Source organism: Sporosarcina oncorhynchi (assembly GCF_033304615.1).
Classification (GTDB): domain Bacteria; phylum Bacillota; class Bacilli; order Bacillales_A; family Planococcaceae; genus Sporosarcina; species Sporosarcina oncorhynchi.
Genome location: NZ_CP129118.1, coordinates 1459433 through 1483892 on the forward strand (window position 1 = coordinate 1459433; position 24460 = coordinate 1483892).

Annotated in this window: 27 protein-coding genes and 1 pseudogene; 19 read left to right on the plus strand and 9 right to left on the minus strand. The window is 41.9% G+C overall.

Annotated elements, in window-relative coordinates:
- Positions 1-189 precede the first annotated feature (189 nt).
- The 7 genes and pseudogenes from dnaG (at position 190) to QWT69_RS06915 (ending at position 7715) form a co-directional block, all read left to right on the plus strand.
- Positions 190-2004: a DNA primase gene (gene dnaG / locus QWT69_RS06885; RefSeq protein ID WP_317970288.1), complete on the plus strand. Its 1815-nt coding sequence runs from the start codon at positions 190-192 to the stop codon at positions 2002-2004.
- Between the two features lie 35 nt (positions 2005-2039).
- A complete protein-coding gene (gene rpoD, locus QWT69_RS06890) occupies positions 2040-3212 on the plus strand; it encodes an RNA polymerase sigma factor RpoD (RefSeq protein ID WP_431312324.1) in 1173 nt (390 codons plus the stop codon).
- A gap of 248 nt (positions 3213-3460) precedes the next feature.
- Complete coding sequence (locus QWT69_RS06895; protein ID WP_317970290.1) at positions 3461-4012, plus strand: hypothetical protein; 552 nt, start codon at positions 3461-3463, stop codon at positions 4010-4012.
- 114 nt (positions 4013-4126) lie between these two features.
- Positions 4127-5266, plus strand: coding sequence for an acyl-CoA dehydrogenase family protein (locus QWT69_RS06900; RefSeq protein ID WP_317970971.1), 1140 nt, complete (start codon positions 4127-4129; stop codon positions 5264-5266).
- A 139-nt stretch (positions 5267-5405) separates the two neighbouring features.
- Positions 5406-5786, plus strand: a complete 381-nt coding sequence (locus QWT69_RS06905; RefSeq protein WP_317970292.1) for a c-type cytochrome — start codon at positions 5406-5408, stop codon at positions 5784-5786.
- Positions 5787-5899: 113 nt separating this feature from the next.
- Positions 5900-6597, plus strand: a pseudogene (locus tag QWT69_RS06910) (tRNA (adenine(22)-N(1))-methyltransferase).
- Positions 6594-7715: a Nif3-like dinuclear metal center hexameric protein gene (locus QWT69_RS06915; protein WP_317970296.1), complete on the plus strand. Its 1122-nt coding sequence runs from the start codon at positions 6594-6596 to the stop codon at positions 7713-7715. The pseudogene QWT69_RS06910 and the gene QWT69_RS06915 overlap by 4 nt, the downstream one beginning before the upstream one ends.
- A 47-nt stretch (positions 7716-7762) precedes the next feature.
- Here the strand turns inward: QWT69_RS06915 and QWT69_RS06920 are convergent, their stop codons facing one another.
- The gene (locus tag QWT69_RS06920; protein ID WP_317970298.1) at positions 7763-8743 is read right to left on the minus strand and encodes a 4-hydroxy-3-methylbut-2-enyl diphosphate reductase; all 981 of its coding nucleotides are present in this window, start codon (positions 8741-8743) and stop codon (positions 7763-7765) included.
- A 68-nt stretch (positions 8744-8811) separates the two neighbouring features.
- Positions 8812-9273, minus strand: a complete 462-nt coding sequence (vrrA, locus tag QWT69_RS06925; RefSeq protein ID WP_317970300.1) for a VrrA/YqfQ family protein — start codon at positions 9271-9273, stop codon at positions 8812-8814.
- A gap of 113 nt (positions 9274-9386) precedes the next feature.
- Here vrrA and QWT69_RS06930 point away from each other — a divergent pair, with 113 nt between their 5' ends.
- On the plus strand, positions 9387-10688 hold the full coding sequence (locus tag QWT69_RS06930; RefSeq protein ID WP_317970302.1) for a DEAD/DEAH box helicase: 1302 nt from the start codon (positions 9387-9389) through the stop codon (positions 10686-10688).
- 7 nt (positions 10689-10695) lie between these two features.
- Positions 10696-11583, plus strand: a complete 888-nt coding sequence (locus QWT69_RS06935; RefSeq protein ID WP_317970973.1) for a deoxyribonuclease IV — start codon at positions 10696-10698, stop codon at positions 11581-11583.
- 80 nt (positions 11584-11663) lie between these two features.
- On the opposite strand, the gene QWT69_RS06940 is transcribed toward QWT69_RS06935, so the two are convergent.
- Positions 11664-11909, minus strand: a complete 246-nt coding sequence (locus QWT69_RS06940; RefSeq protein ID WP_431312325.1) for a hypothetical protein — start codon at positions 11907-11909, stop codon at positions 11664-11666.
- A gap of 144 nt (positions 11910-12053) precedes the next feature.
- Here QWT69_RS06940 and QWT69_RS06945 point away from each other — a divergent pair, with 144 nt between their 5' ends.
- The 3 genes from QWT69_RS06945 to QWT69_RS06955 are packed head-to-tail and all read left to right on the plus strand — an operon-like array spanning position 12054 to position 14104.
- The gene (locus tag QWT69_RS06945; protein ID WP_317970304.1) at positions 12054-12818 is read left to right on the plus strand and encodes a metal ABC transporter ATP-binding protein; all 765 of its coding nucleotides are present in this window, start codon (positions 12054-12056) and stop codon (positions 12816-12818) included.
- Between the two features lie 4 nt (positions 12819-12822).
- Complete coding sequence (locus QWT69_RS06950; RefSeq protein ID WP_317970306.1) at positions 12823-13701, plus strand: metal ABC transporter permease; 879 nt, start codon at positions 12823-12825, stop codon at positions 13699-13701.
- Positions 13688-14104, plus strand: coding sequence for a Fur family transcriptional regulator (locus tag QWT69_RS06955; protein WP_317970308.1), 417 nt, complete (start codon positions 13688-13690; stop codon positions 14102-14104). The genes QWT69_RS06950 and QWT69_RS06955 overlap by 14 nt, the downstream gene beginning before the upstream one ends.
- Before the next feature lie 60 nt (positions 14105-14164).
- On the opposite strand, the gene QWT69_RS06960 is transcribed toward QWT69_RS06955, so the two are convergent.
- The 4 genes from QWT69_RS06960 to QWT69_RS06975 form a co-directional block, all read right to left on the minus strand.
- Positions 14165-14752: a hypothetical protein gene (locus QWT69_RS06960; RefSeq protein ID WP_317970310.1), complete on the minus strand. Its 588-nt coding sequence runs from the start codon at positions 14750-14752 to the stop codon at positions 14165-14167.
- The gene (gene ispG, locus QWT69_RS06965) at positions 14749-15873 is read right to left on the minus strand and encodes a flavodoxin-dependent (E)-4-hydroxy-3-methylbut-2-enyl-diphosphate synthase (protein WP_317970312.1); all 1125 of its coding nucleotides are present in this window, start codon (positions 15871-15873) and stop codon (positions 14749-14751) included. The genes QWT69_RS06960 and ispG overlap by 4 nt, the downstream gene beginning before the upstream one ends.
- Before the next feature lie 84 nt (positions 15874-15957).
- Positions 15958-16284 (minus strand): hypothetical protein, encoded by a 327-nt coding sequence (locus QWT69_RS06970; protein WP_317970314.1) that lies wholly within the window; start codon positions 16282-16284, stop codon positions 15958-15960.
- Between the two features lie 47 nt (positions 16285-16331).
- Complete coding sequence (locus QWT69_RS06975) at positions 16332-16835, minus strand: DUF1189 family protein (RefSeq protein WP_317970316.1); 504 nt, start codon at positions 16833-16835, stop codon at positions 16332-16334.
- Positions 16836-17066: 231 nt separating this feature from the next.
- Here QWT69_RS06975 and QWT69_RS06980 point away from each other — a divergent pair, with 231 nt between their 5' ends.
- The 4 genes from QWT69_RS06980 to QWT69_RS06995 all read left to right on the plus strand — a co-directional run bounded on the left by QWT69_RS06980 (position 17067) and on the right by QWT69_RS06995 (position 22340).
- Positions 17067-18698: a Na/Pi cotransporter family protein gene (locus QWT69_RS06980; protein ID WP_317970318.1), complete on the plus strand. Its 1632-nt coding sequence runs from the start codon at positions 17067-17069 to the stop codon at positions 18696-18698.
- 173 nt (positions 18699-18871) lie between these two features.
- A complete protein-coding gene (locus QWT69_RS06985; RefSeq protein WP_317970320.1) occupies positions 18872-19357 on the plus strand; it encodes a DUF456 domain-containing protein in 486 nt (161 codons plus the stop codon).
- Between the two features lie 83 nt (positions 19358-19440).
- Complete coding sequence (locus QWT69_RS06990) at positions 19441-20043, plus strand: superoxide dismutase (RefSeq protein ID WP_317970322.1); 603 nt, start codon at positions 19441-19443, stop codon at positions 20041-20043.
- A gap of 104 nt (positions 20044-20147) precedes the next feature.
- Positions 20148-22340, plus strand: coding sequence for a peptidoglycan D,D-transpeptidase FtsI family protein (locus QWT69_RS06995; RefSeq protein WP_317970324.1), 2193 nt, complete (start codon positions 20148-20150; stop codon positions 22338-22340).
- Between the two features lie 48 nt (positions 22341-22388).
- On the opposite strand, the gene QWT69_RS07000 is transcribed toward QWT69_RS06995, so the two are convergent.
- Positions 22389-22865, minus strand: a complete 477-nt coding sequence (locus QWT69_RS07000; RefSeq protein ID WP_317970326.1) for a hypothetical protein — start codon at positions 22863-22865, stop codon at positions 22389-22391.
- The gene (locus tag QWT69_RS07005) at positions 22862-23218 is read right to left on the minus strand and encodes a helix-turn-helix domain-containing protein (protein ID WP_317970328.1); all 357 of its coding nucleotides are present in this window, start codon (positions 23216-23218) and stop codon (positions 22862-22864) included. Before QWT69_RS07005 ends, QWT69_RS07000 begins: the two co-directional genes overlap by 4 nt.
- 174 nt (positions 23219-23392) lie before the next feature.
- Between QWT69_RS07005 and rpmG the strand changes: the two genes are divergently transcribed.
- The 3 genes from rpmG to QWT69_RS07020 are packed head-to-tail and all read left to right on the plus strand — an operon-like array spanning position 23393 to position 24375.
- Complete coding sequence (gene rpmG / locus QWT69_RS07010) at positions 23393-23542, plus strand: 50S ribosomal protein L33 (protein WP_317970330.1); 150 nt, start codon at positions 23393-23395, stop codon at positions 23540-23542.
- A 60-nt stretch (positions 23543-23602) separates the two neighbouring features.
- On the plus strand, positions 23603-24184 hold the full coding sequence (locus QWT69_RS07015; RefSeq protein WP_317970332.1) for a 5-formyltetrahydrofolate cyclo-ligase: 582 nt from the start codon (positions 23603-23605) through the stop codon (positions 24182-24184).
- The gene (locus QWT69_RS07020) at positions 24181-24375 is read left to right on the plus strand and encodes a YqgQ family protein (protein ID WP_317970334.1); all 195 of its coding nucleotides are present in this window, start codon (positions 24181-24183) and stop codon (positions 24373-24375) included. The genes QWT69_RS07015 and QWT69_RS07020 overlap by 4 nt, the downstream gene beginning before the upstream one ends.
- Positions 24376-24460 lie beyond the last annotated feature (85 nt).

Here is a 24460-nt window from a genome sequence, read left to right on the forward strand (position 1 = left end):
GAGCCTTCCAGTAAATAATGGTTGGTTCTTCTTTTGGGATTGTGTACAATAGTATATTGCCGCCGTATGTTCTGAATTAACCTCAAGGAATTACGGCCTAATGAAGCATAATGAATTTATTTTGTCGAATAAGCAGGATTTTTGAAAGCTATCTAGAATTGAAGTATGTAAGAAGAGAATGGTGATAGAATGACAAAGATTCCCGAGGAGACAATTGAGGAAGTCAGATCAAAGACGGATATTGTTGATTTGATAGGTGAATATGTCCAACTAACTAAAAGAGGGAAGAACTGGTTCGGACTATGTCCTTTCCATGGTGAAAGTACACCTTCTTTTTCTGTTTCGGAAGACAAGCAGCTATTTCATTGTTTTGGTTGCGGTGCTAGTGGGAATGCCATTACATTTGTGATGGATATTGAAAATAATCCATTTACGGAAGCAGTATCAAAACTTGCTGATCGCGCTGGAATTGAATTGGGCATCGATCTGAATAACAGTTCCGCAGACAGTCGGAAATTGGAAAACCAATCGATGATCGAAGCCCATAAACTTGCGGCTAATTTTTATAGTCATTTATTACTGAATACGGTAGAGGGGGAAAAGGCATTACAATATTTGGAACAAAGAGGGTTTTCGCGTGAGCATATCGAAAACTATGGTATAGGATGGTCGCTTGATGACCGTGAAGTTCTATCTCAACTTCTGCAAAGAAAAAAATTCGATATGAAGGAGATGGAGCAAGCCGGACTTTGTATCATGAAAAATGATGGGACCGGGTATTTTGATAGGTTTCGGGGACGGGTGATGTTCCCTTTACATGATGACAATGGCAATGTTGTTGCATTCTCTGGAAGGATTTTGTCCGATTCAAAAGAAGAAGCAAAGTATTTAAACAGTCCAGAGACGCCCATTTTTGAAAAGGGTCGTTTGCTCTATAATTTTCATCATGCACGTCTTAATGTGCGTAAAACGGGTAAAGTAATACTATTCGAAGGATTTATGGATACAATTTCGGCTGAAAGAGCAGGTATTATGAATAGTGTCGCGGTTATGGGTACATCCTTGTCTGACACCCATCTGACGAAATTAAAGCGGATAGCTAATCAGCTGATCATTTGTTGCGATGGAGATAATGCGGGTTGGGAAGCGGCAAGAAGATTTGCCATCCTTGCACAGCAGAAAGGCCTAGATGCCCAAATTGCCCTTTTGCCGGGCAAAATGGATCCCGATGAATATATCACGACGTATGGTGGTGAAGCCTTTGCTGAAAAAGTTATCGGCAATCCGCATTCCTATATGTCATTTACCATGGCCTACTATAAGAGATCAAAGAATTTGTCACATGAGAACGATGTGTTGCAATATATCCATGAAGTAATGGAAGAGCTTGCTCCTAAAGTTTCTCCTATTGAAAGGGATCTGTTGCTCCGTCAATTGAATACGGAAACAGGCGTTTCAGCAGAAGCATTACGTGAGCAACTAACCAAGACGGTTGGTAAAATCGCCAAACGCGAGAAAACAGCAGAGCCTGGTTTACAAACTGTTCCACAAATGGACACGTTTCGAAATCGAAAGACGACGAGTGTGGAAAGGGCGGAAAAGTTCTTGCTTTGCCACCTTTTGACAGACGTTCAGCTGTTTGACAGAGTGCGTGATGAGCACCAGGAACTTTTCAATCGGGAAGAATATGCAACGATTTTTGTGAAATTAGCGGCTTTTTATGAAGAACATAAAATGCCGGATTTCCACAGATTCGCAGAATCTCTAGAGGATCGTGAACTTCGAAAGATTGTTATGGAGGCAGCGATGCTGGAAAGAGATCCCGAATATGCGCAACAAGAAATACATGATTGCATCCATCATCTTGAAAAACACCGAGTGACGGTGAAAATTGACAGGATGATGCACGAATCCAAAGAAGCGGAAAAAATGAATGATTATACCCGGGCATTGGAGCTGGCCAGGGAAATCATACAGCTCCGGAAATCATTATCGGCAATGTGAGCCGTATTCCGGTGAATTAAGGAGGAACGGGTATTATGACTAAAAAAGAGCAATCCGGTGAAATGGAAAATGAAGTGACATTAGACGAAGTTAAAGCGAGTCTTTTGGAAGCGGGTAAAAAAGCGGGAGAACTGTCACAAGATGAAGTGGCGGAAAAACTGTCGACTTTTGAGATGGAACCTGAGCAGTTTGAAGAGTTTCTAGACCAGATCGAAGCAGCAGGCATCGAAATGGAGCGGAAAGAAGACGAAGAAGCTCCCGCTAAGGAAGAAACTTTTGACCTTAACGATTTAAGTGTGCCTCCCGGCGTCAAAATAAATGACCCTGTCCGCATGTATTTAAAAGAGATTGGCCGTGTCGATCTTTTGACAGGTGACCAGGAAGTCAAATTGGCTATTGGCATTAAAGAAGGAGTAGCGGCTGAAGAACAGCTTGCAGATATGAAGAAACCCGATCCGAAATTGCTGGAACTTGTGGAAAAAGGCGAAAATGCTAAAAAAAGGCTTGCGGAAGCGAACCTTCGACTTGTTGTGAGCATCGCTAAGCGTTATGTCGGCCGTGGTATGCTGTTCCTAGACTTAATTCAGGAAGGTAATATGGGACTTATTAAAGCCGTTGAGAAGTTTGACCATACAAAAGGTTTCAAATTCAGTACGTATGCAACTTGGTGGATCCGCCAGGCAATCACTCGTGCAATTGCCGACCAGGCACGTACAATTCGAATTCCAGTTCATATGGTGGAAACAATCAATAAACTCATTCGTGTACAACGTCAATTACTTCAGGATTTAGGCCGTGAACCATCACCTGAAGAAATTGGTGAAGAGATGGAATTGACAGCAGAAAAAGTACGCGAAATATTAAAAATTGCCCAAGAACCTGTATCCCTTGAAACACCTATCGGTGAAGAAGACGATTCACATCTAGGAGACTTCATAGAAGACTCAGAAGCGCAGTCGCCTTCCGATCACGCAGCCTATGAACTTTTGAAGGAACAATTAGAAGACGTTTTGGACACACTGACAGACCGCGAAGAAAACGTATTACGCCTTCGTTTTGGCCTGGATGACGGTAGGACAAGAACTCTTGAAGAAGTAGGCAAAGTTTTCGGTGTCACTCGCGAGAGAATTCGTCAAATCGAAGCAAAAGCGCTCCGTAAACTAAGACATCCTTCAAGAAGCAAACGCTTGAAAGACTTTTTAGAATAAGCAACACACATCGGCAGTAAAACAATGCCGATGTTTTTTGCTTGGATTAAAAAAAGTGGAAGCAGGCGTCTAGCCTCGACAGGCACTGGAGGACTTACCGAAAAGGTGCGCTCTTTGCGCCATTTCGGTAAGTCCGAAGTGACCCGAGAGGCTGCCTGCAGGAACTGGATTAAAAAAAGTGGAAGCAGGCGTCTAGCCTCGACAGGCAAATGATTCAATCGAACGAATAGGAGTAGGGGCGAATTTCGATGAATGCTCAACGTAAGAAAATTATTATGACAGAAATCAATTATTGGAAAAGCAATAAATTGCTACCTGAGCATTACTGTGATTTCTTAATAACTCTTTATACGCAAGGAGAAGAAGATAGTAAAGTAGATATTTCGGATGCTGTCTTAGTTAAAGAAAAGAAAAGTATGAATGTAACAATCATGCTTTTTCTGTTGACTGCGCTGTTAAGCGGAATAGCACTATTTTTCATCACTGAATATCCTACAGTTACACTATCAATCGCGGCTTTGTTCACAATTAGCATATTAATTAAAACAATGTTTGGAAAAACAGCACGATCTGGTTTGAATTCATTTCTTTATATAATAGCTGCTTTTATGCTGCTACTCATATCATTAAAGATCTGGACCGTATTTTTCATCGGACAACCTACATTGCTTGTCGGTCTATTAATCTTGAATTGTATGCTCTGGCTTTTGGCAGGCAGGCTATTAAAATTATTATACTTTACATTATCGGGTGCAGGTGGACTGCTTCTTATTATCGCTTTCATATTCAAAACTTTATAAGATTTTCAAGAAATGTCCGGTGTCTGCCATTCTTCTGATAGAATGGTTTTGATAGTCGGACATTTTTCTGTATAATAGTATTGTAAGCGTTCACAATTAAAGGGGATGAAGAAATTGAATTTTGATTTGACAGATGAGCAACAGATGATTAAAAAGATGATGCGGGAGTTTTCTGATGAAGTAGTTGCACCTGGAGCTATTGAACGGGATCGTACGAAAGCGTTCCCAATTGAGATTTTCAAGCAGCTATCAGAAATGGGGATGATGGGCCTGCCGTTCGATGAGAAATATGGCGGCGGAGGAGCAGATACAACGAGTTTTGCTATTGTTACGGAAGAATTGAGCAGGGGATGCGCATCGACAGGAATTACGTACTCAGCACATATTTCGTTAGGTGGAGCACCGTTGAATCTCTTTGGAACGGAAGAACAAAAACAGAAGTATTTAGCACCAATCTGTTCAGGTGAATCATTCGGAGCTTTTGGACTGACTGAACCGAATGCGGGTTCTGATGCTGGGGGCACTCAGACGACCGCTATTGAAGATGGTGACGATTATATTATAAACGGCTCAAAAGTATACATTACAAATGCAAGCCATGCTAAGCACTTGGCGCTTACAGCAATTACAGGGACGGAAAATGGCAAGAAAGAAATCAGTGCAATTATCGTTCCGACGAACGCGGAAGGATTTACAGTTATCGACAATTATGAAAAAATGGGCTTAAATGCTTCCAATACGACAGAACTCGTGCTGGATAATGTCCGCGTTCCGAAAGAGAACCTGTTAGGGAAGCAAGGGAACGGTTTCAGACAGTTCTTGGTCACATTGGATGGTGGACGCATTGGAATCGGTGCAATGGCTGTAGGAATCGCTCAGGCGGCATATGATCGTGCTTTGAAATATTCCAAAGAACGCAAGCAATTTGGCAAAACGTTATCAGAATTCCAAGTAACTCAGTTTAAGTTGGCGGACATGGCCATGAAAATTGAATTGGCTCGAACAATGGTCTATAAAGCCGCTTGGCTGAAAGATCAAGGACGTTCATTCACAAAAGAAGCTGCGATGTGTAAATTGTATGCGTCTGAAATTGCAATGGAAGTTGCAGATGAAGCGATTCAAATCCATGGCGGTTATGGCTATATGAAAGAATATGAAGTCGAACGTTATATGAGAGATGCGAAACTTCTTGAAATCGGAGAAGGAACTTCCGAAGTACAACGTATGGTAATTGCACGTCAAATCGGTTGCTAATGTAGAAAGTTTGTCGAATTTGTCACAAAGGTTGAAATCTACAGGGATAACTCTTTCAGTTTTTCTTCATATACAGTACAATATTAGATGTGCACTGTATATATTTACAGAATAATTCCTTGTGAAGGAGGGTAATTCAATGAAAAACAATCCCGTAGTGCCTTATATCCTAATATTTGCGCTTGGATTAGGACTTATTTTCTTCATGTCACTTTACGGTCTCGATCAGAAAAAAGAAATTGCTGCAACGGACGAGGAAGGTAACACTGAAGAAACAGAAGGTGGCTCAGCAGCCGCTGAAGATTTCGATCCTGAAGCCTTCGTTCAAGGTCAATGTATTAGCTGTCATGGTGGTGACCTAACTGGAGCATTCGGTCCAAGCCTAGTTGGTTTGACTGACTCAGAAGAAACGGTTCACGACATCATTAAAAATGGTCAAGGCGGTATGCCTGCATTTGGAGACAAGCTTGCAGATGAGCAAATTGACGAATTGACTGAATATCTCTTTACACTTAAATAAGAGTGGAAAACCATCGGAAGTGGCTGAAATATGCCATTCCGATGGTTTTTTGATTTCTGGCAATGAACGGCGAAATCCCGTACAATTAAGTGAACAGAAAGGCGGGGAATTGATTGAATCATGATAAATTATCAGATAGGCTGACGGGAGTTGCCGATTTTGTCGAACAAGGTGCAATCCTTGCCGATATCGGAAGTGACCATGCTTATTTACCATGCTATCTAATTGGTACAGGGAAAATTAATAAAGCGATAGCTGGGGAAGTTGTAAAAGGTCCATTTGAATCTGCAAAACGAAATGTTGAAAGAAAAAAACTATCTGACCAAATTACCGTCCGATTGGCGAATGGGTTGGCTGCAATAGATCCAAAAGATCATGTCGATACGATTACAATCGCCGGCATGGGTGGTCCGTTAATCGCTTCTATATTGGAAGACGGCTCTAGCGCACTAACCTCCGTTAAAAGAATTATCGCTCAACCGAACATACACGCATCATCCATACGTATATGGGCAATGCAAAACGGTTGGAAGATTGTGGACGAGCGAATTCTGAAAGAAGATCATAAAATTTACGAAATTCTTGTTTTGGAAAGAGGACAGGCAACTTACAATGAATTACAATTGCTTGTCGGACCAGTTTTGATGATTGAAAAATCAGCGATTTTCTTAGAGAAATGCGACGAGAAGCATCGGAGTGGCAGCGCATTTTTGATTCTTTGGAGCATGCCGGCAACTCTGAAGATATCAATGATAAAAAGAATGAACTGGAAAAGAAAATGGAGTTGGTAAGGAGGGTATTATCATCTTGAAAAAAGTGAATGGACATGAAATCATTACGTTGTTTGAACAATGGTCGCCAAAACGGTTTGCTGAGGACTGGGATCCTATAGGTCTGCATATAGGACAGTTGAACCGTCCAGTAGAAAAGGTGCTCGTCACATTGGATGTGAACGAAATGGTAATCGATGAAGCAATTGAAGCAGGTGTGAACTTAATCATCGCACATCATCCACCGATATTCCGTCCAATGAAACATATTTGGACAGATACACCTCAAGGAAGACTTATTGAGAAGTGCATTAAACATGACATCTCTGTTTACGCAGCACATACAAACTTAGATGTAGCACCGGGAGGCGTTAACGACCTTCTCGTGGATAAGCTTAACTTAAAAGAAGTGCAAGTGATGGCACCTTCAATTTCCGACCCACTCTATAAACTTGCAGTTTTCTGTCCAGTGGAACATGCTGAAAACTTACGTACTGTACTAGCGCATGCAGGTGCAGGAGCGTTAGGAGATTATGTCGGATGCAGTTTCAGTTCAATTGGAATAGGACGTTTCACGCCTGCTGAAGGAGCAAATCCGTTCATCGGACAAGTCGGCAAAGAAGAAGCGGTGTCTGAAGAGCGGATTGAAGTTGTTTTGCCTGGACCAATGAGATCGATAGTCGTGAAGGCGATGCTTGCCGCCCATCCATATGAAGAGCCGGCTTATGACTTTTTTATGTTAGATCAGCGAACAGAGGAATTCGGGCTGGGTAGAGTCGGTAAATTGGATAAAGAAATGAGCCTGGAAGAATTCGCCCGTTATGTTAAAAGCGCATTTGATGTTCCGGCAGTTAGGGTAGTAGGAAATTTTAATAAAAGCGTGCGTAAAGTTGCTATTCTCGGTGGGAGTGGCAGTAAGTATATACGTGATGCAAAACGAACAGGTGCGGATGTCTTTGTGACAGGAGACATGGATTTCCATAGTGCGCAGGATGCAGAACTGCTCGATTTAGGAATCGTCGATCCGGGTCATCATGTGGAAAAAGTGATGATTGAAGGTGTGGCAAAAAAGATGGAAGATTTATGCGCGGAAAAAGGGTATGAAATTACGTTCATCCGATCAGTAGTTGACACTGAGCCGTTTCGCTTTATCATGTAATAGAGAAAAAAAGTTGTTCCGCCCTATTTCGATGGCGGAACAACTTTTCATTCATTAAGCGCATAAGGTTCAATCCGTTTAACGGGTTCAGGATTTTTAATTTTTGGAAGAATACGGTCCAATTTGAATGTACTTTCCGGTATATGAGTCGCTGGATCTTCAGGATCAAACTTATCAAGGAAATTAATCACTTCACGGACAATTAATGTCGGGGTAGAAGCACCGGCTGTTACGGAAACTGTTTTCACGCCTTCTAACCATTGGATATCAATCTCCGAAACATCTGAAATCCGATAGGAAGGTGTATTAGCAATTTCGACTGAAACTTGTGTCAGACGATTAGAGTTATTGCTCTTAGGGTCACCTACGACAATTAACAAATCGGATTCACCGGCTTGCTCGGCGACGGCTTCCTGTCGAACTTGTGTAGCGAGACAAATCTCTTTATGCACTTCGATATGTGGAAACTTTTCTTTAAGGGCTTCCATGATATGAACGACGTCCCATTGACTCATCGTCGTCTGATTTGTTACTAGCAATTTATCATTGCTAAGTTCAAGTCCTTCAACATCATCTAGCGTTTCAATCAAATGAACGGCATGCGGTGCAACACCAATTGCTCCTTCAGGCTCTGGATGATGCCTTTTGCCAATATAAACAATGTCATATCCTTCGGCGGTCTTCTCTTCGATTAAATCGTGTGTCACGGTCACATCAGGGCACGTCGCATCAATGGATACAAGTCCTTTGCGACGGGCAAGTTCCCGGACTTCTGGCGATACACCATGAGCAGTGAAGATGACAGTTCCTGTCTCGACCTTCTCGAGAATCTCCAGTCGGTTTTCCCCGTCCAACGTAATAATACCGTCTTCTTCAAATGCATCTGTAACATGTTTATTATGAACAATCATGCCAAGTATATAAATAGGTCTAGGCAATGTTTTGTCGAGCGCTGCATTTCTTGCAATGACCATTGCATCGACAACCCCGTAGCAATAACCGCGAGGGGAAATCTTCATTACTTTCATTCAGCTCCACACTCCTCAAAAGGGATCTGTATCCATTATAGCGGAGTCTGGCAACTGATTCAAAATTATTAGTTGGGCGGTTGGAAAATACGCGGGTTGGACTGACCTAACGGCGTACCGGCAGGCGGAACTCTGGTAGGTACAGTTTGAGCTGCCGCAGGACCTGCTCCAGCGGACGGGAGTGACTGGAAGCCTTTATATAATCTCCACATCGCGGGAAGGTTCTGAACCATTGGAGCCATCTGTTGGACGAGAGGTGCGAATTGTTGTGCGGTAGACAAAAAACGGTTGGCTGTCTGCATGTACATTTCCATTTTTGAACCATCTTGCTGTTGACCTTGCGCTGGTGATCCATATGGATTTTCCATCTGATTTACTGGATACGCTCGCCTTTGTTGCATACCCTGGTTGGTGTATTGCATAACCGGGTCGGCATATTGCTGCCCTGGGTAACCGTATTGGATGGGCTGTGCCCTCGCCGCAGGAGGAGGTTGATTGCCCGTGAATGGATAGAAGGATTCGTATCTCATGATATACCCCTTTCTTTTTAGTCATTGTGAGCATTCACAATATATACTATGCGAAAATCACATACGGCGGAACGGAATCATGCTACAATAAGAATACGTTAGGAGGCATATAAATGTCTAAATTCACAGATTACAAATTTAAACCGTTTTTACGGGAAGCAATTGAACGGTTAGGTTTTGAAGAACCTACACCAATTCAAAAAGAAATGATTCCGTTGATTCTAAAAGGATCAAATGCGATTGGCCAAGCCCACACCGGAACCGGAAAGTCTCATAGTTTCCTTATTCCAATCGTCGAACGTCTTGATGAAGAAAAAGAAGAGTTGCAGGCTGTCATCACGGCACCAACAAGAGAACTTGCCACGCAACTTTATGAAGAACTCAATAAGATGCTCGAAAAAACAGGGATCCGCAGTTCAATCTTAATCGGTGGAACAGACAAACAACGTTCCATTGACAAATTGAAATCCAATCCCCATATAATTGTTGGAACACCGGGAAGAATCCGAGATCTGACAGAAGTGAAAGCGTTGAATATTCATACGGCGTCCATACTTGTAATAGACGAAGCGGATCTTGCATTTGATATGGGATTCATCGAAGATATCGATCAGTTCGCTTCCAAAATGCCGAGTAATCTTGAAATGTATGTGTTCTCTGCGACAATACCAGAAAAGCTTAAGCCATTTCTTTCGAAGTATATGGAAAGTCCAATACATGTACAGATTGGCAATAAAAAGCCGTTGACTGAAGGGATGCAATATTCCTTGGTCCCTGTACGGAGCATGGATCGTAAAAAGAAATTGCTTCATGTATTGCAGGCCATTAATCCTTATTTGGCGATTGTTTTTACAAACACGAAACAGAATACAGATGAAGTTGCAAATTACCTTGCTACCCACGGTATTAAAGCTGGACGAATTCACGGGGCATTAAATGCGCGTGAACGAACACGGATGATGAAACAAATCCGCGATCTTGACTATCAATTTATCGTCGCAACAGATCTTGCTGCCCGTGGAATTGATATTCCAGGCGTAAGTCATGTCATCAACTATGAATTACCCGATGAGAATGAATTCTTCATACACAGAGTCGGTAGAACTGCACGGGCAGGTCTAGAAGGGATTGCCATCACTCTTTACGATCCATCAGAAGATGATAAAATCGTCCAGATTGAAAAAATGGGCATTCCATTCATTCATGAAGATGTCAAAAATGGCGAGTGGACGGAAGTCAAAGAGCGGAATGCACGTAAAAAACGTGTAAAGGAAAGTGATGAACTTGATCGGAAAGCGGGTTCATTCGTCCGAAAACCTGACAAAGTTAAACCAGGCTATAAAAAGAAGATGACGAAGGATATAGAGAACTTTAAAAAGAGGGAAAGGAGACTGAAACGTAAAAATGGGAAATGATCAACCATTGCTGTTAGGTTCACACGTCTCAATGAGTGGAAAGAAAATGCTACTCGGATCCAGTGAAGAGGCTGCTGGGTATGGAGCAACTACGTTCATGATCTACACGGGTGCTCCACAAAACACGCGGAGAAAGCCGATAGAAGAACTGAATATTGAGGAAGGCACAGCACATATGACTGCTAATGGATTATCCAATATCGTCGTGCATGCACCTTATATCATCAATATTGGCAACACCACGAAGCCAGAAACATTCAGATTAGGTGTCGATTTCCTTCAACAGGAAATACATCGGACTGCTTCACTAGGAGCAGATCAGATTGTTCTCCATCCGGGTGCCCATGTGGGTGCTGGTGCAGATGCGGGCATTGCTAAAATTATCGAAGGTTTGAACGAAGTACTTTCTGATGATTCAACGGTTCGTATCGCACTGGAAACGATGGCTGGAAAAGGCAGCGAGTGTGGCAGAAACTTTGATGAAATTGCAAGAATTATTGATGGTGTAAAAAACAATGAACGTCTAACAGTTTGTTTCGATACTTGCCACGTACATGATGCAGGTTATGATATCGTCAATGATTTTGAAGGCGTCCTTGACGAGTTCAATAGAATTGTCGGCAAAAACCGAATTTCTGTTATACATGTCAATGACAGTAAAAATGAGCGTGGAGCGATGAAGGATCGTCATGAAAATATCGGACACGGCCATATCGGCTTCGAACCGCTTAATTTTATTGTTCATCATCCTGATTTCAAGTTAATTCCGAAAATCCTTGAAACACCTTTTGTCGGCAATGATCCTAAAAAGAAGGTAGCCCCGTACAAAATGGAAATAGAGATGTTCAAAGCGAATAAATTCCAACCCGAAATGCGTGAGTTGCTGTTCGTTTAAATTCTACTGAAGTAGTAAGAATTATGCGATTTTAAAACGATGACGCCATCCCTTTTTCAAATGGGATGGCGTCATTGTTTTCAAATCATATCTAGGTATTGACGAAAAAGCTCTTCACCTTTTTTATCCCCAACTGCTAATTTGACTTTAGCGATGAAACTTTCTGGTATGCCTGTAAACAGCCAATGAAATGAAATTTCATCGATTAGTGGTCGTAAAGCACGTATTTCCTTTACTGACAAATCAATTCCGTATGAATCAGCGAGTACCTTCGCTTCTGCATCACTTTTCATTTTGATGTCATTTAGTAATTGCATATACTCCAAAGTTCACCATTCCTTCTCAAAGAGTTGTGTCGCTAAGCAATTTCGTTTATACTTTTACGAGTAATCGTAATCGTTCCTATTTAAAAATTCGCAATAGCTTACTATTAATGTTGAAGTCTTGTTAAATCAGAAAGGGTACTACACATGAAAAATATACTGATTGATTGTGAGAATGTCGGCTTCCATTATGGCCATTCCACGGTACTTGAAGATATCAATTTGCAAGTCAAAGCAGGGGAGTTCTGGGCGTTAATCGGACCAAACGGATCAGGTAAGTCAACGCTTATAAAAATCATCCTTGGTTTGCTGGCGCCTGATGAAGGAGTCGTCAAACTTTTTGGGAAAAGCATTGGAACGTTTAAGCAGCGGGAAAGGATTGGCTTCGTTTCACAAAAATCCAATTCTTTCAATTCGGGATTTCCAGCTACTGTCCTTGAAGTAGTGAAAAGTGGATTGACTCGCAAAGTTGGTCTTTTCAAAAGCTTTTCAAAGCAAGATGAACGACATGCGTTGGACGCACTTAAAATCGTAAAGATGGATGAGTTCTCCAATTCGAATATCGGTGAGTTATCGGGTGGGCAGCAACAGCGGGTATTTATCGCCCGCGCTTTAGTCGGAGAACCAGATCTGCTTATCATGGATGAACCGACAGTGGGTATCGATCAGAAGAATGTTGCGTCTTTCTATTCTATGCTAAACGATTTGAACCGTGAACACGGCATCGCTATCCTCCTTGTAACGCATGAAATCGATCTAGTCACGGAACTCGCTTCACATGTCGCATGCTTAAACCGTTCAATCCATTTCCATGGCATCCAATCGGATTACAAGAATATGGATGACGATGATATCTCATCCTGGTACGGGCATCCTGTCAGACGTGTACATGCCCCAAAGGAAGAGGTGTAATGAGATGATCAGTGCATTATTGTCCTATGAATTTTTGCAGAATGCTTTTCTTTCAGGCCTGATCATTGGAGTTATCGCGCCTTTGCTTGGATTGTTTATCGTTGTTCGCAGGTTGGCGCTTATCGCGGATGCATTGAGTCATGTTGCACTCGCAGGTATAGCGGGTAGTCTTTACCTTAGTCAATCCGTACTGTTCTTTTCCGCATTGAATCCTGTTTATCTGGGTATGGCAACTGCTGTCGGCGGCTCACTGCTTATCGAGCGGTTGAGGGGTGCCTATAAAAATTTCGAAGAACTTGCAATCCCTATTATTTTATCAGCTGGAATAGGTTTTGGCGCCATATTTATTTCATTGGCGAAAGGATTTGGCTCTGATCTTGTCGGATATCTATTTGGTTCGGTCTCTGCAGTAAGCAGACAGGACCTGTTCGTCATCATCATTATTGCCATCGTCGTCATTGCTTTCATCCGCTTCTTCTATAAAGAACTATTTGCATTGTCCTTTGACAAAGAGTATGCAAAAGTTTCAGGTGTTAACGGTAAGGTTATTCAGACTGTCTTCATGATTATCGTGGCACTTGTCATTGGAGCTTCGATGCGAATAGTAGGGATTCTTCTCGTCTCATCTTTAATGACAATCCCTGTAGCCGCGGCAATCCAAGTAGCAAAGAGTTTTAAAGGGGCAATGCTCTTGTCAATTGCGATCGGTGAATTATCAGTCATAATAGGTTTAATTTCTGCGTACCATCTTGACATTGCGCCAGGTGGAACGATTGTTATTACGTCAATTATTATTTTACTTGGAATCCTGGGGTGGAATAAACTCAATGGCAAAAAACGAGTTGCGAAAGTGAAGGGAGGGTATATGCATGACGTTGGATGAAGCGTGGGAAATACTTCAAGGTAGTCAGTTCAAACGCACAAGAAACAGGGAAATCATTCTGGAATTCTTTTCTGGAAAAGATCGTTATCTCACAGCGATGGAAGTCCGGAATCATATGGCTGCCGATAACCCTGGCGTTAGTTTTGATACAATCTACCGAAATTTGACGACGTTTTCTGAACTAGGGATATTGGAAGAGACGGAGCTGAATGGGGAGCGTCATTTCAGGATGCAATGCGATCATGGCGTCCATCATCATCACTTCATCTGCACGGATTGTGGGAAGACGGAAAGTATACCCCATTGTCCGATGGAATCCCTTTCTGTCAATCTTCCAGGTTATGAAGTGGAAGGTCATAAATTCGAAGTGTACGGAAAATGTCCAGTTTGTCTGTACCCTTAACACTATTTTTGGATAAGATGAAAAGAGGAAGACGGATCATAATCCGACTTCCTCTTTTTTTTATGAAATTATTTCAGCGTTCGTTGGAAATAGTTTTTTAATCCATTCGTTGGCTTCTTTCCAACCATTTACGCGAATAACCCCTTCAGGAATCGGTTCACGGTTATAAGGTGTATCAAAAAGCAGTACTGGAATGTTAAGTTCTTCATGGATGCCGACCGCGTTATCGTGTTTGTCTTCAAAGAACACATCGACTTTAAATTCCTTGGCGGCTTCAATCTTGTGATGGGTACCAATCAGTTCGATGTGATCATATGGAATCTGCTCGTTATCGAACCATTGGCGGGTACAATCCATAACATTTTCACCGCGTGCGGAAATGTAAAACAACTCATATCGCTTTTTCCACTCTGACAAAATCATTTTCGCGTATTCCTGAGCAGGAGATGTTTCATAAATTACGGATTCTGCTGACCGATACCATTCGGAAAACTCTTTTTCATCGATTCGTATCGCTTTGGTCAGGTCGTACTCTTTTATATCATCAAGAATAAGATTGCAACCGAACTTTTCGTTGATATGAGGAAGCAGGGAAGTGGGGCAAGTCACTGTCCCATCAATATCAATTCCGAAACGGATTTGTCTCATTCGGTAGCTCCGCTTTGAAGAAGAAGTTCTTCTTTTCTTTTCTTCTCGAAATATTCTTCAGCGAGCTTATCAATTTCCATCTTCAATTCATCAACCATTGTTTCTTCGGGAACTTTACGAACAGTTTTGCCCTTCATGAATAGAAGACCTTCTCCACGGGCACCTGCAATACCGATATCAGCTTCTCGAGCTTCACCTGGACCATTAACCGCACAACCGAGTACAGCGACTTTGAGAGGCGCCTTAATCGTTGAAATATACTCTTCTACTTCATTTGCAATTGTAATGAGATCGATTTCGATACGTCCGCACGTCGGGCAGGAAATAAGTGTTGCCGCATTTGAGGAAAGACCGAATACTTTCAGTAATTCACGTGCGACTTTGATTTCTTGAACAGGATCTGCGCTTAATGATACACGCAATGTGTTGCCGATACCTGCTGATAGCAACGTACCAAGCCCTGCAGCACTTTTGATGGAGCCGGCAAACAATGTTCCGGACTCAGTAATACCTAAGTGAAGAGGATAATCAAACGCAGCCGCTGCTTTAGTATAGGCTTCCACTGCAAGATTGACATCGGACGCCTTTAGGGAAACGATAATATCGTGAAAATCTAAGTCTTCCAATATTTTAATATGGTGCAAAGCACTTTCGACCATTCCATCAGCTGTCGGATAGCCGTACTTTTTCAGGATATGCTTTTCAAGAGAACCGGCATTGACTCCGATTCTGATTGGAATCCCTTTTTCCTTCGCTGCTTTGACGACTGCCTCAACTTTTTCCTGGCGACCAATATTTCCGGGATTGATACGAATCTTATCTGCCCCTTGTTCAATTGCAATCAATGCCAATTTATAGTCAAAGTGAATATCGACAACTAGGGGAATGTTGATGCGTGCTTTAATTGCGCCGATTGAATAGGCTGCGCGTTCATCCGGGCATGCTACACGGACAATCTGACAACCTGCTTCTTCGAGGCGGAGAATCTCTTCTACAGTCGCATCAACATCATGCGTCTTCGTCGTACACATACTTTGGATGAATAACTCATCGCTGCCACCAATTGTCAAATTACCGACACGAACAGGACGAGTTTTGGATCTGTGGGTCATTTCACTCATGGATTTTCTCTCCTTAAAACTAATAACTGAATTCTATTTTAGCAATCATTAACCTTAAAAGACAAGGCACATCTCTTAACTCTCTCATTCACACACAGTTTGTGCCAACTTCGTAATTGGAAGTTTGACAGTCAAACCACCTTTTAGCTCCTGATTCTGAAGATATGGATTGAGGGAATAAAATGCGGATAATCGTTCAACGAAAGTCGACTCCACATCGGGATACATGGACAAAAGCGTTTCAATCGTGTCACCTTGGATTGTCGTTACTTGGATGACATTGATGACCGGTTCTATGCATGGCGTCTCTTCACCGAAAAAAGCAGCCAGAGGGATTGTCCCATCAAAAAGATCTACCCGTATAATATGAAACACAAGAAACAACAGAGCCGCAATAATTATTGTACGCATGAACAATCCCTCCCTTCAGACACTATATGATGTCACAGGGAAAGTATTCATCGGGGTGCTTTTGGATAATACTTTAGGGCAAAAGAAATGTAAGTGATATGTATAATGGACGTCACCCATATACTGAAAGTTTCTGTTGCGGGAAAGAAATCGAAAACAATTGTAACTAACAGGGGAATCGTAATGCTAATTGCTGCTGTCCGCCAAAGAAAACGGTACTCCACACGTCGTTTAATAACTTTTCCAATTAACAAGCCGATTGCGGCAAACAGACTGATTCTAACGAAGACATAGAAAGTCGCAATCACAAATTGGAAAGTGAGCGCCATCGGATAAATTAAACCACCCATCGTTTCACTGTACTCAGCAAGTTCAGGTGAAGCGACAAAAAGTTCAGTTTCACCGAACAGAAACCGGCTGAAAGAGATGACGGTCATGAGCAGAACGAAAAAGAACGCGTACTTGATGACCCGGCCAATGGGCAACAGACGGAACGCTGCCAACTTTTTCGGTTCATGTAATGAGGCTAGAAACAATTGATGGAACTTCACAGAGAAAACAACCTCCTTCATATACAATCAGTTTACCATTTTACCGTATTCCAGTGGATGCCGGCGACCTGTATTTATCAAGATGGATGAAACATTCGACAGAATGATGACATTTTAGACACCGATTGTTAAGGGAATGTAAAGATTTGACCATATCTATTTACAATCGGTTCATTGTATCAACATAATAGGGTTGTTATACATATATGTGCCATGGAGGTTGATTGCTGAATGGATGTAAATTGGCAAGAGATGCTGTTTCAATTTATAGGAGGCCTTGGAATCTTCCTATTTGCGATAAAGTACATGGGTGACGGATTGCAAAAGGCGGCAGGAGATCGTCTGCGTTCGATTTTGGACAGGTTCACGACGAATCCGTTCATGGGTGTGCTCGTCGGGATTATCGTCACAGTGCTGATCCAGTCAAGTTCTGGGACGACGGTCATAACAGTAGGATTGGTTAGCGCAGGATTCATGACGTTGCGACAAGCAATTGGCGTTATAATGGGGGCCAATATCGGTACAACTATCACTGCATTCATTATCGGTCTTGATGTCGGTGCGTACGCATTGCCAATTATGGCATTTGGCGCATTTCTTATCTTTTTCATTAGAAAGAACTCCATCAAGAATATGGGAGAAGTCATTTTCGGGTTCGGTGGATTGTTCCTGGGATTAGAATTGATGAGCGCAGGTATGAAGCCGTTAAGATCGTTGTCAGCTTTCTCAGATTTCACGGTGACAATGGCCGAACATCCCTTGTTAGGAGTAGTGGCAGGTACTGTATTCACGCTCATCGTTCAAAGTTCCAGCGCGACAGTCGGTATATTGCAAGGATTATATGCTGAGAACCTCGTCGATTTGCAGGCAGCCCTGCCGGTTTTGTTTGGAGATAATATCGGTACGACAATTACAGCGATTCTTGCAGCAATCGGAGCATCAGTGGCAGCTAGAAGAGCGGCCGCAACACATGTACTCTTTAACATTGTTGGGGCAATTGTTTTCCTTATCCTATTGCATCCATTTACATTGTACGTGGAATGGATTTCAGGTGTTTTGAATCTTGAAAGTAAAATGCAGATTGCATTTGCACATGGTACTTTCAACGTTTTGAATACATTAATACAATTCCCGTTAATCGGTGCCTGGGCATTATTCGTTACGAAAATCATCCCTGGCAAAGATGTTACAATCGAATATAAACCGAAGCACCTTGATCCGAATTTCATCAACCAGTCACCAGCTGTTGCGATTGGGCAGGCGAAAGAAGAGATTATCAGGATGGGTGATTTCGCCGTCCAGGGGCTTCAGGAAACGTATGAATATTTAAAAACAAGCAATAAACGGAATGCTGAAACAGCTTATCAAATAGAAGATGCCATAAACAACCTTGATCGTAAAATAACCGATTATCTGGTTGATATATCTGCAGTCAATATTTCGCCAATAGAATCTGCCAGACACGTAATGTTGATGGACACGGTTCGGGATATTGAACGGATTGGTGACCATTTTGAAAACATTATTGAACTTATTGATTTCCGTGAAGTCAATAAAGTGAAACTGACGGAAGATGCAATGAGTGAACTGACTGAAATGTTTACATTAACAATCGGCACTGTCGATAAAGCTATCCGGTCGTTAGATACAAATGATATCGAATTGGCCAAAACGGTAGCAGAACAAGAAGATTTGATTGACAAGATGGAACGTAAATTCAGGAAAAGCCATATTGTTCGACTGAATGGTGGCAATTGTTCAGCGCAAGCTGGAATTGTGTTTGTTGATATCGTGTCCAACTTGGAGCGGATCGGTGATCATGCAGTCAATATTGCAGAAGCTATTTTAGGCAAGCGTGTATAACTTGTTTCAGCAGAAGTGCTCCACTTCTATCAGTGGTGGGATGTGTGCCCGAAAAGCATTTCAATCAAACGGAGTTCAAACTTCCTGCTGATTTAAGTTAAGTCTCGGAAGGAAGTGGGGGTATTTTTTAGAGGCGATTACGCCGAGACGCAATTGATAGAGGAGGGGAAGGTTTGGAGATACTGGGCTGGATAATTGCTGTCGTCATGTTTGCTGTTGCTTTTATCGGGTTGGTCTATCCGATCATCCCGTCCGTCTTTTTTATTGTCGGAGGTTTCTTGCTATATGGTTGGATCGTGTCATTTGATGAGATGGGTTGGATTTTCTGGATTATACAACTTCTCTTCGTCGTCCTATTATTCGGAGCAGATACATTCGCCAATATAGTAGGAGTCAAAAAGTTTGGTGGTTCAAAAGCTGGAATGTGGGGAAGCACGATTGGATTGCTTGTAGGACCGTTTGTTATACCTGTAGCGGGGATTTTACTAGGACCTTTCCTTGGAGCGGTAATTGCTGAACTAATCTTCTCGCGTACAGGTCTGAAACAATCATTATTGACCGGTATCGGCTCACTAGTAGGTTTTTTGACGTCTATTGTGACAAAAGGCTTCGTAATGCTCCTAATGATTGGCATTTTTATTGTGTTCATAGCCATATAGTTCATTTCAATTGAATGACATGTTCTCTTTTGATAATGTTAAGGTGTAGGAAAAATCACTATCACTCTAGGAGGAATGGACAAATGGCTTACACATTACCAGAATTACCTTACGCATATGATGCGCTAGAGCCTCACATCGACAAAGAAACGATGAACATCCACCACACGAAACATCACAATGCTTATGTGACGAACGTGAATAAGGCTTTGGAAGGTCATGATGATTTGGCTTCCAAGTCGATTGAAGACTTAATCTCCGATATGGATGCTGTTCCTGAAGACATCCGTACGGCAGTACGCAACAACGGTGGAGGACATGCTAACCACTCGTTCTTCTGGAAAACACTATCTTCAAACGGCGGCGGTAAGCCGACTGGTGAATTAGCTGAAGCAATCGACAAAAAGTTCGGTAGCTTTGACGCGTTTAAAGAAGAGTTCGGCAAAGCAGCAGCAACTCGTTTCGGTTCAGGTTGGGCTTGGTTAGTATCCAACAATGGTGAACTTGAAATCACATCGACGCCAAACCAGGATTCCCCATTGATGGAAGGCAAAAAGCCGTTATTGGGACTTGATGTTTGGGAGCACGCTTACTATTTGAACTATCAAAACAGACGCCCTGATTATGTTTCTGCATTTTGGAACGTTGTAGATTGGGACGCAGTTGCTAAAAACTTTCAAAACTAATTTCTGACATGCAACCAAGCATACATCCTGTTCGTCAGGATGTATGCTTTTTGTATTTGGAATGCTATAATGCAATGTGAACTAAATTTGTAAGGGGAATTGTTATGAAAAAGTCGATGCGCAAAGTAGACCAAGCTAAAATCCGGCAACGGAAACATATCGCCTTCAGGATGAATCTGCTGTTCTTTTCAATTTTCATCCTATTTTCCCTGCTGATTTTCCGTCTTGGATATTTGCAGATCGTCAAAGGGGAAGAATATACAAGACTGCTAGAAAAGACGGAAGAAATTCCTGTCAATACAAGCGTACCAAGAGGGCGGATTTATGATCGCACCGGCAAAATACTTGTCGATAATAAGCCAATGAATGCCATTACATATACAAAAACAACTTCCACGACTGCAAAAGATATGCTGGAAATTGCAGAGGCTCTTTCTGAGCTTATTCAACAGGACACGAAGCGTGTGACGTTAGGCGATAAACGGGACTTTTGGATTTTGAATCATCCTGAAGAGGCGGCCGCTAAAGTCACTAAGGAAGAGATAAAAAAGATTAGTTCTGACGGTTCCGTTTCCAAAAGTGATATTCAACGTCAAGTAAATATTCTTACCCGTGATCGAATTACAGATGAAGAACTTGCATCCTTCACAGATCATGAACTCGAAGTGTTGGCAATTTATCGGGAAATGATGTCAGGGTATGCCTATTCGCCACAAATCATCAAAAGTGGGAATGTAACCAACAGAGAGTTCGCCGCTGTATCAGAGCGACTGGATGACTTAGAGGGTGTAAACACGACGACTGACTGGAATCGTATCAAGTTTTCCGACAGCACAATACTCGGAACAATGACGAGTTCGGTGGAAGGCATCCCAAGATCCCATTTGGATTATTATTTAGCCCGTAACTATTCACGAAATGATCGCATTGGCCGCAGTTATTTCGAGCAGCAATATGAAGAACTATTAAAAGGTCAAAAAACAATTGTCAAAAATATTAAAGATCGGACTGGGCGTGTCATTGAAACAAAAACAGTCAGAGAAGGGGTGCCCGGGAAAGATCTAATTTTGTCAATGGACAGTGAACTACAGGAGTTCCTAGAAGAATTACTCGCTGAAAAGCTGCTGGAAATGAAAAAAGATCCAAAAGCAGGCCTGTTGGACCGTGCGTTTATCGTTATGATGGATCCTAATAATGGAGAAGTTCTATCACTTGTCGGGAAAAGGCTTGTGAAAGACGAAGATACAGGTAAATGGGAAATTCGTGATTACGCTTACGGTACATTCACGGCTGCCTATGAAGTCGGTTCAACCGTAAAACCTGCCACTGTTCTATCTGGATACAGCGAGAATGTCCTATCTCTCGGTGAAGTGAAGATAGATGAACCTATCTACATTAGTAGAACGCAGAAGAAGGCATCCTTGTTCAATCAGAATGGGCGTGTTTCGGTAAATGACATCCAGGCGTTAGGTCGTTCTTCCAACGTATACATGTTCAAAATTGCCATGTCCATGGGAAATGCAGTATACCGTCCTCACAAACCGTTACCAATCGACACAGGTGCTTTCGATAGATTACGGAATTCCTATGCTTCATTCGGTTTGGGTGTGAAAACTGAAATTGATTTGCCGGGAGAATACTCCGGTGTAACCGGAACAGATACCATTTCTGGTAAGCTACTAGACTTTGCAATTGGTCAATTTGATACGTATACGCCCCTGCAGATGCTGCAATATGTGTCTACAATTGCGAATGGAGGCAATCGGGTCGCGCCAAAAATCCTTAAAGAAATTCGGGAGCCTTCTGTAGACGGAGAGACACTTGGTTCATTGTTGCAGGAAACAGAAATAAAAGTGCTCAACCATATTAATAACACTCCAGAAGAAATCGAACAGGTGAAAAAAGGGATGCATTACACATACTACGGTCCTAACGGTACCGGACGTAATCTGTTCGATGGCGCTTCCTATACAGCTGCCGGAAAAACTGGGACCGCACAAACTTCTTATTTTGGTGATGATCGCAGTAAATATGGCATGGCGTCGGTTAATTTGACGCATATTGGTTTTGCTCCTGCAGAAAATCCGGAAATCGCTTACGCCCTACTGATTCCCTATGCTTCAACGAATAGGGGCGATTACATTTTTGCCAACAAAACGATGGGGGAACTTGTCAGACAATCACTGGATCATTATTTCGAACTGAAAAAGAATAGAGCACAAGTGAATCAGGCGGAAACGACGAGTCAATTGATTAATCGTCAAAAAGAGGTAGAAAAAACAGATGATGAAGAATGACAAAAAAGCTGCCAAGACCGGTCAAAATTCCGGCAATGGCAGCTTTTTTCACTTTTTCGTATTGGTGATGATACCTGCAATCGTTTCAATTGACATTGTGGAATCCACTTCATGCTCTCCGATTTGAATACGACCAGATAATTGATGGTCCGTCAAATATTGTTCGAGTTCACTTCCGTCGACAAGTATACCTGAACGTTCAAGCTTGTCCGCGACTGTTGTTGAATTGGAACCTGGTTCAATCGTTAGTACTGACTTGACAATGGGTTCGGTTACCGTTTCAGTGACCGATTCACTTTCTTCGATAAGTGGTGCCGAGGATTCCTTATTTTCCTCTTTTGATAGTGAAAGTGTTTGAGCTACTGCTAATTCTTCCTTTACCCGATTAAGCTCTGTCTGTAGTGCTTTTAGTTGCTCTTTTTGATCGTTGGCCGATGAAATCTCTTCATCCCCATTAGTGAAATAAAGGACACCTGCTGCCAGAATACATCCAATACCAACACTGCGCAATATAAGTTTGATCATATGGAAACACCTCTTGCCTGTAACACCTCCAAAACTTGTTCAGTTGAAAGGGAGGAGCGTTTGGCGATTTCTGCAATAGAATAACCTTGTGCATGCAAAGAAAGAATTTGATTAATAATAATTTCATGGACCGGTTTGTTTTTGGCAGGCAGTATTTTACCAATCGGGTTGACACCAATCATTAATTCCTCTTCAACCGCCCGCAACCGTTTTTTCAACTGGTTTGTTTCCTGATGGAGGCTGATGGAAATGTTTTCGATATCATCCCCATCTCCTCCGGAGGAATTCCCGAAAAAGAACGATAAAATAATGCTTATAAGTCCGATGATTAATAATATTAATGTTATATCCACTTTAAGAATACCTCCGAAAATAGAATACTTTGTTCCCATACTATCATAATGATGTATTTATTGTAATTTGAAACTTTCTTCTTTACATACACGTGGTATGTGATACAATTAAAAAGTCGTATAAATCATGCTCATATTTTTATTTTATATTGCTAATGAGTGGGAGGGACAACAATGCGCGTAAATATTACACTCGCTTGCACAGATTGTGGAGAGCGTAATTACACTACAAAGAAAAACAAGCGTAACAATCCGGAACGTCTTGAAATGAAAAAATATTGCTCACGTGAAAAGAAACAAACTTTGCACCGTGAAACAAAATAATCGCTCACGCCAAAACCTTTATGGGTTTTGGTTTTTTATTTCAAGATGGGGGAATAGTAAATGGGAAAAGTTGATATTCGAAAAAATATAATTGACATACTGCAAGAGATGGAACGTACCCAACATGTACGCCAATCTTCAGAGGTGATGAAACGGTTAGTAGCGAGTAAATTGTTTCAAGAAGCCGGAACAATTGCTGTGACGATTTCTCGTTTTCCTGAGGTGGATACTCGCTTGTTGATTGAGCATGCCTGGCAGACTGGAAAACGAGTGGTTGTGCCTAAATGCATCGCTTCAACTAGAGAAATGGATTTCCGTGCAATCACTTCTTTTGATGACTTGGAAACAGTTTATATGGATCTTCTTGAACCAATTGAAGAACGCACATCGTCAATCAAGAAAGACGAGATTGATCTACAGCTTGTGCCTGGCGTCGTGTTTTCGGAAAAAGGCTTCAGGATAGGATTTGGCGGCGGCTATTATGACAGGTATTTAGAAGGTTATAATGGTGAATGCATTTCGTTGGCTTTTGAAGTACAGCTTATCGACGATGTTCCAGTTGAACCGCATGATATTCCAGTGGATTGGATTATTACTGAAAACAGGTCCATTGACTGTGGCGAGCAACGGAGAAAATCATGAAAAACCATTTGGATGTACTCCAACTTTTGAAGCGTTTTGGTATATTCATATACACAGGGGATAGAAAGGTCGATATTGAATTAATGCTTAATGAGGTGAAGGACCTGTATGACAACGGCCTAATCATGAAAGAGGATTATTTACTTGCGACGCTTATCCTTCGTCAGGAATTGAGTAATACCAAGAAGTGAATTAGACATAATATGAATGATAGCTTCAATTCTAAATAGCCCTTTGATGAAATTCACGTAACCATTGCAGTGAACATATTTTAAT

Bases quoted from the DNA above. Each gene is read 5' to 3' on its own strand.
- dnaG (WP_317970288.1), top strand. From the start codon at position 190: ATGACAAAGATTCCCGAGGAGACAATTGAGGAAGTCAGATCAAAGACG.
- rpoD (WP_431312324.1), top strand. From the start codon at position 2,040: ATGACTAAAAAAGAGCAATCCGGTGAAATGGAAAATGAAGTGACATTA.
- QWT69_RS06895 (WP_317970290.1), top strand. From the start codon at position 3,461: ATGAATGCTCAACGTAAGAAAATTATTATGACAGAAATCAATTATTGG.
- QWT69_RS06905 (WP_317970292.1), top strand. From the start codon at position 5,406: ATGAAAAACAATCCCGTAGTGCCTTATATCCTAATATTTGCGCTTGGA.
- QWT69_RS06920 (WP_317970298.1), bottom strand. From the start codon at position 8,743: ATGAAAGTAATGAAGATTTCCCCTCGCGGTTATTGCTACGGGGTTGTC.
- vrrA (WP_317970300.1), bottom strand. From the start codon at position 9,273: ATGAGATACGAATCCTTCTATCCATTCACGGGCAATCAACCTCCTCCT.
- QWT69_RS06930 (WP_317970302.1), top strand. From the start codon at position 9,387: ATGTCTAAATTCACAGATTACAAATTTAAACCGTTTTTACGGGAAGCA.
- QWT69_RS06945 (WP_317970304.1), top strand. From the start codon at position 12,054: ATGAAAAATATACTGATTGATTGTGAGAATGTCGGCTTCCATTATGGC.
- QWT69_RS06950 (WP_317970306.1), top strand. From the start codon at position 12,823: ATGATCAGTGCATTATTGTCCTATGAATTTTTGCAGAATGCTTTTCTT.
- QWT69_RS06955 (WP_317970308.1), top strand. From the start codon at position 13,688: ATGACGTTGGATGAAGCGTGGGAAATACTTCAAGGTAGTCAGTTCAAA.
- QWT69_RS06960 (WP_317970310.1), bottom strand. From the start codon at position 14,752: ATGAGACAAATCCGTTTCGGAATTGATATTGATGGGACAGTGACTTGC.
- ispG (WP_317970312.1), bottom strand. From the start codon at position 15,873: ATGAGTGAAATGACCCACAGATCCAAAACTCGTCCTGTTCGTGTCGGT.
- QWT69_RS06970 (WP_317970314.1), bottom strand. From the start codon at position 16,284: ATGCGTACAATAATTATTGCGGCTCTGTTGTTTCTTGTGTTTCATATT.
- QWT69_RS06980 (WP_317970318.1), top strand. From the start codon at position 17,067: ATGGATGTAAATTGGCAAGAGATGCTGTTTCAATTTATAGGAGGCCTT.
- QWT69_RS06990 (WP_317970322.1), top strand. From the start codon at position 19,441: ATGGCTTACACATTACCAGAATTACCTTACGCATATGATGCGCTAGAG.
- QWT69_RS06995 (WP_317970324.1), top strand. From the start codon at position 20,148: ATGAAAAAGTCGATGCGCAAAGTAGACCAAGCTAAAATCCGGCAACGG.
- QWT69_RS07000 (WP_317970326.1), bottom strand. From the start codon at position 22,865: ATGATCAAACTTATATTGCGCAGTGTTGGTATTGGATGTATTCTGGCA.
- rpmG (WP_317970330.1), top strand. From the start codon at position 23,393: ATGCGCGTAAATATTACACTCGCTTGCACAGATTGTGGAGAGCGTAAT.
- QWT69_RS07015 (WP_317970332.1), top strand. From the start codon at position 23,603: ATGGGAAAAGTTGATATTCGAAAAAATATAATTGACATACTGCAAGAG.
- QWT69_RS07020 (WP_317970334.1), top strand. From the start codon at position 24,181: ATGAAAAACCATTTGGATGTACTCCAACTTTTGAAGCGTTTTGGTATA.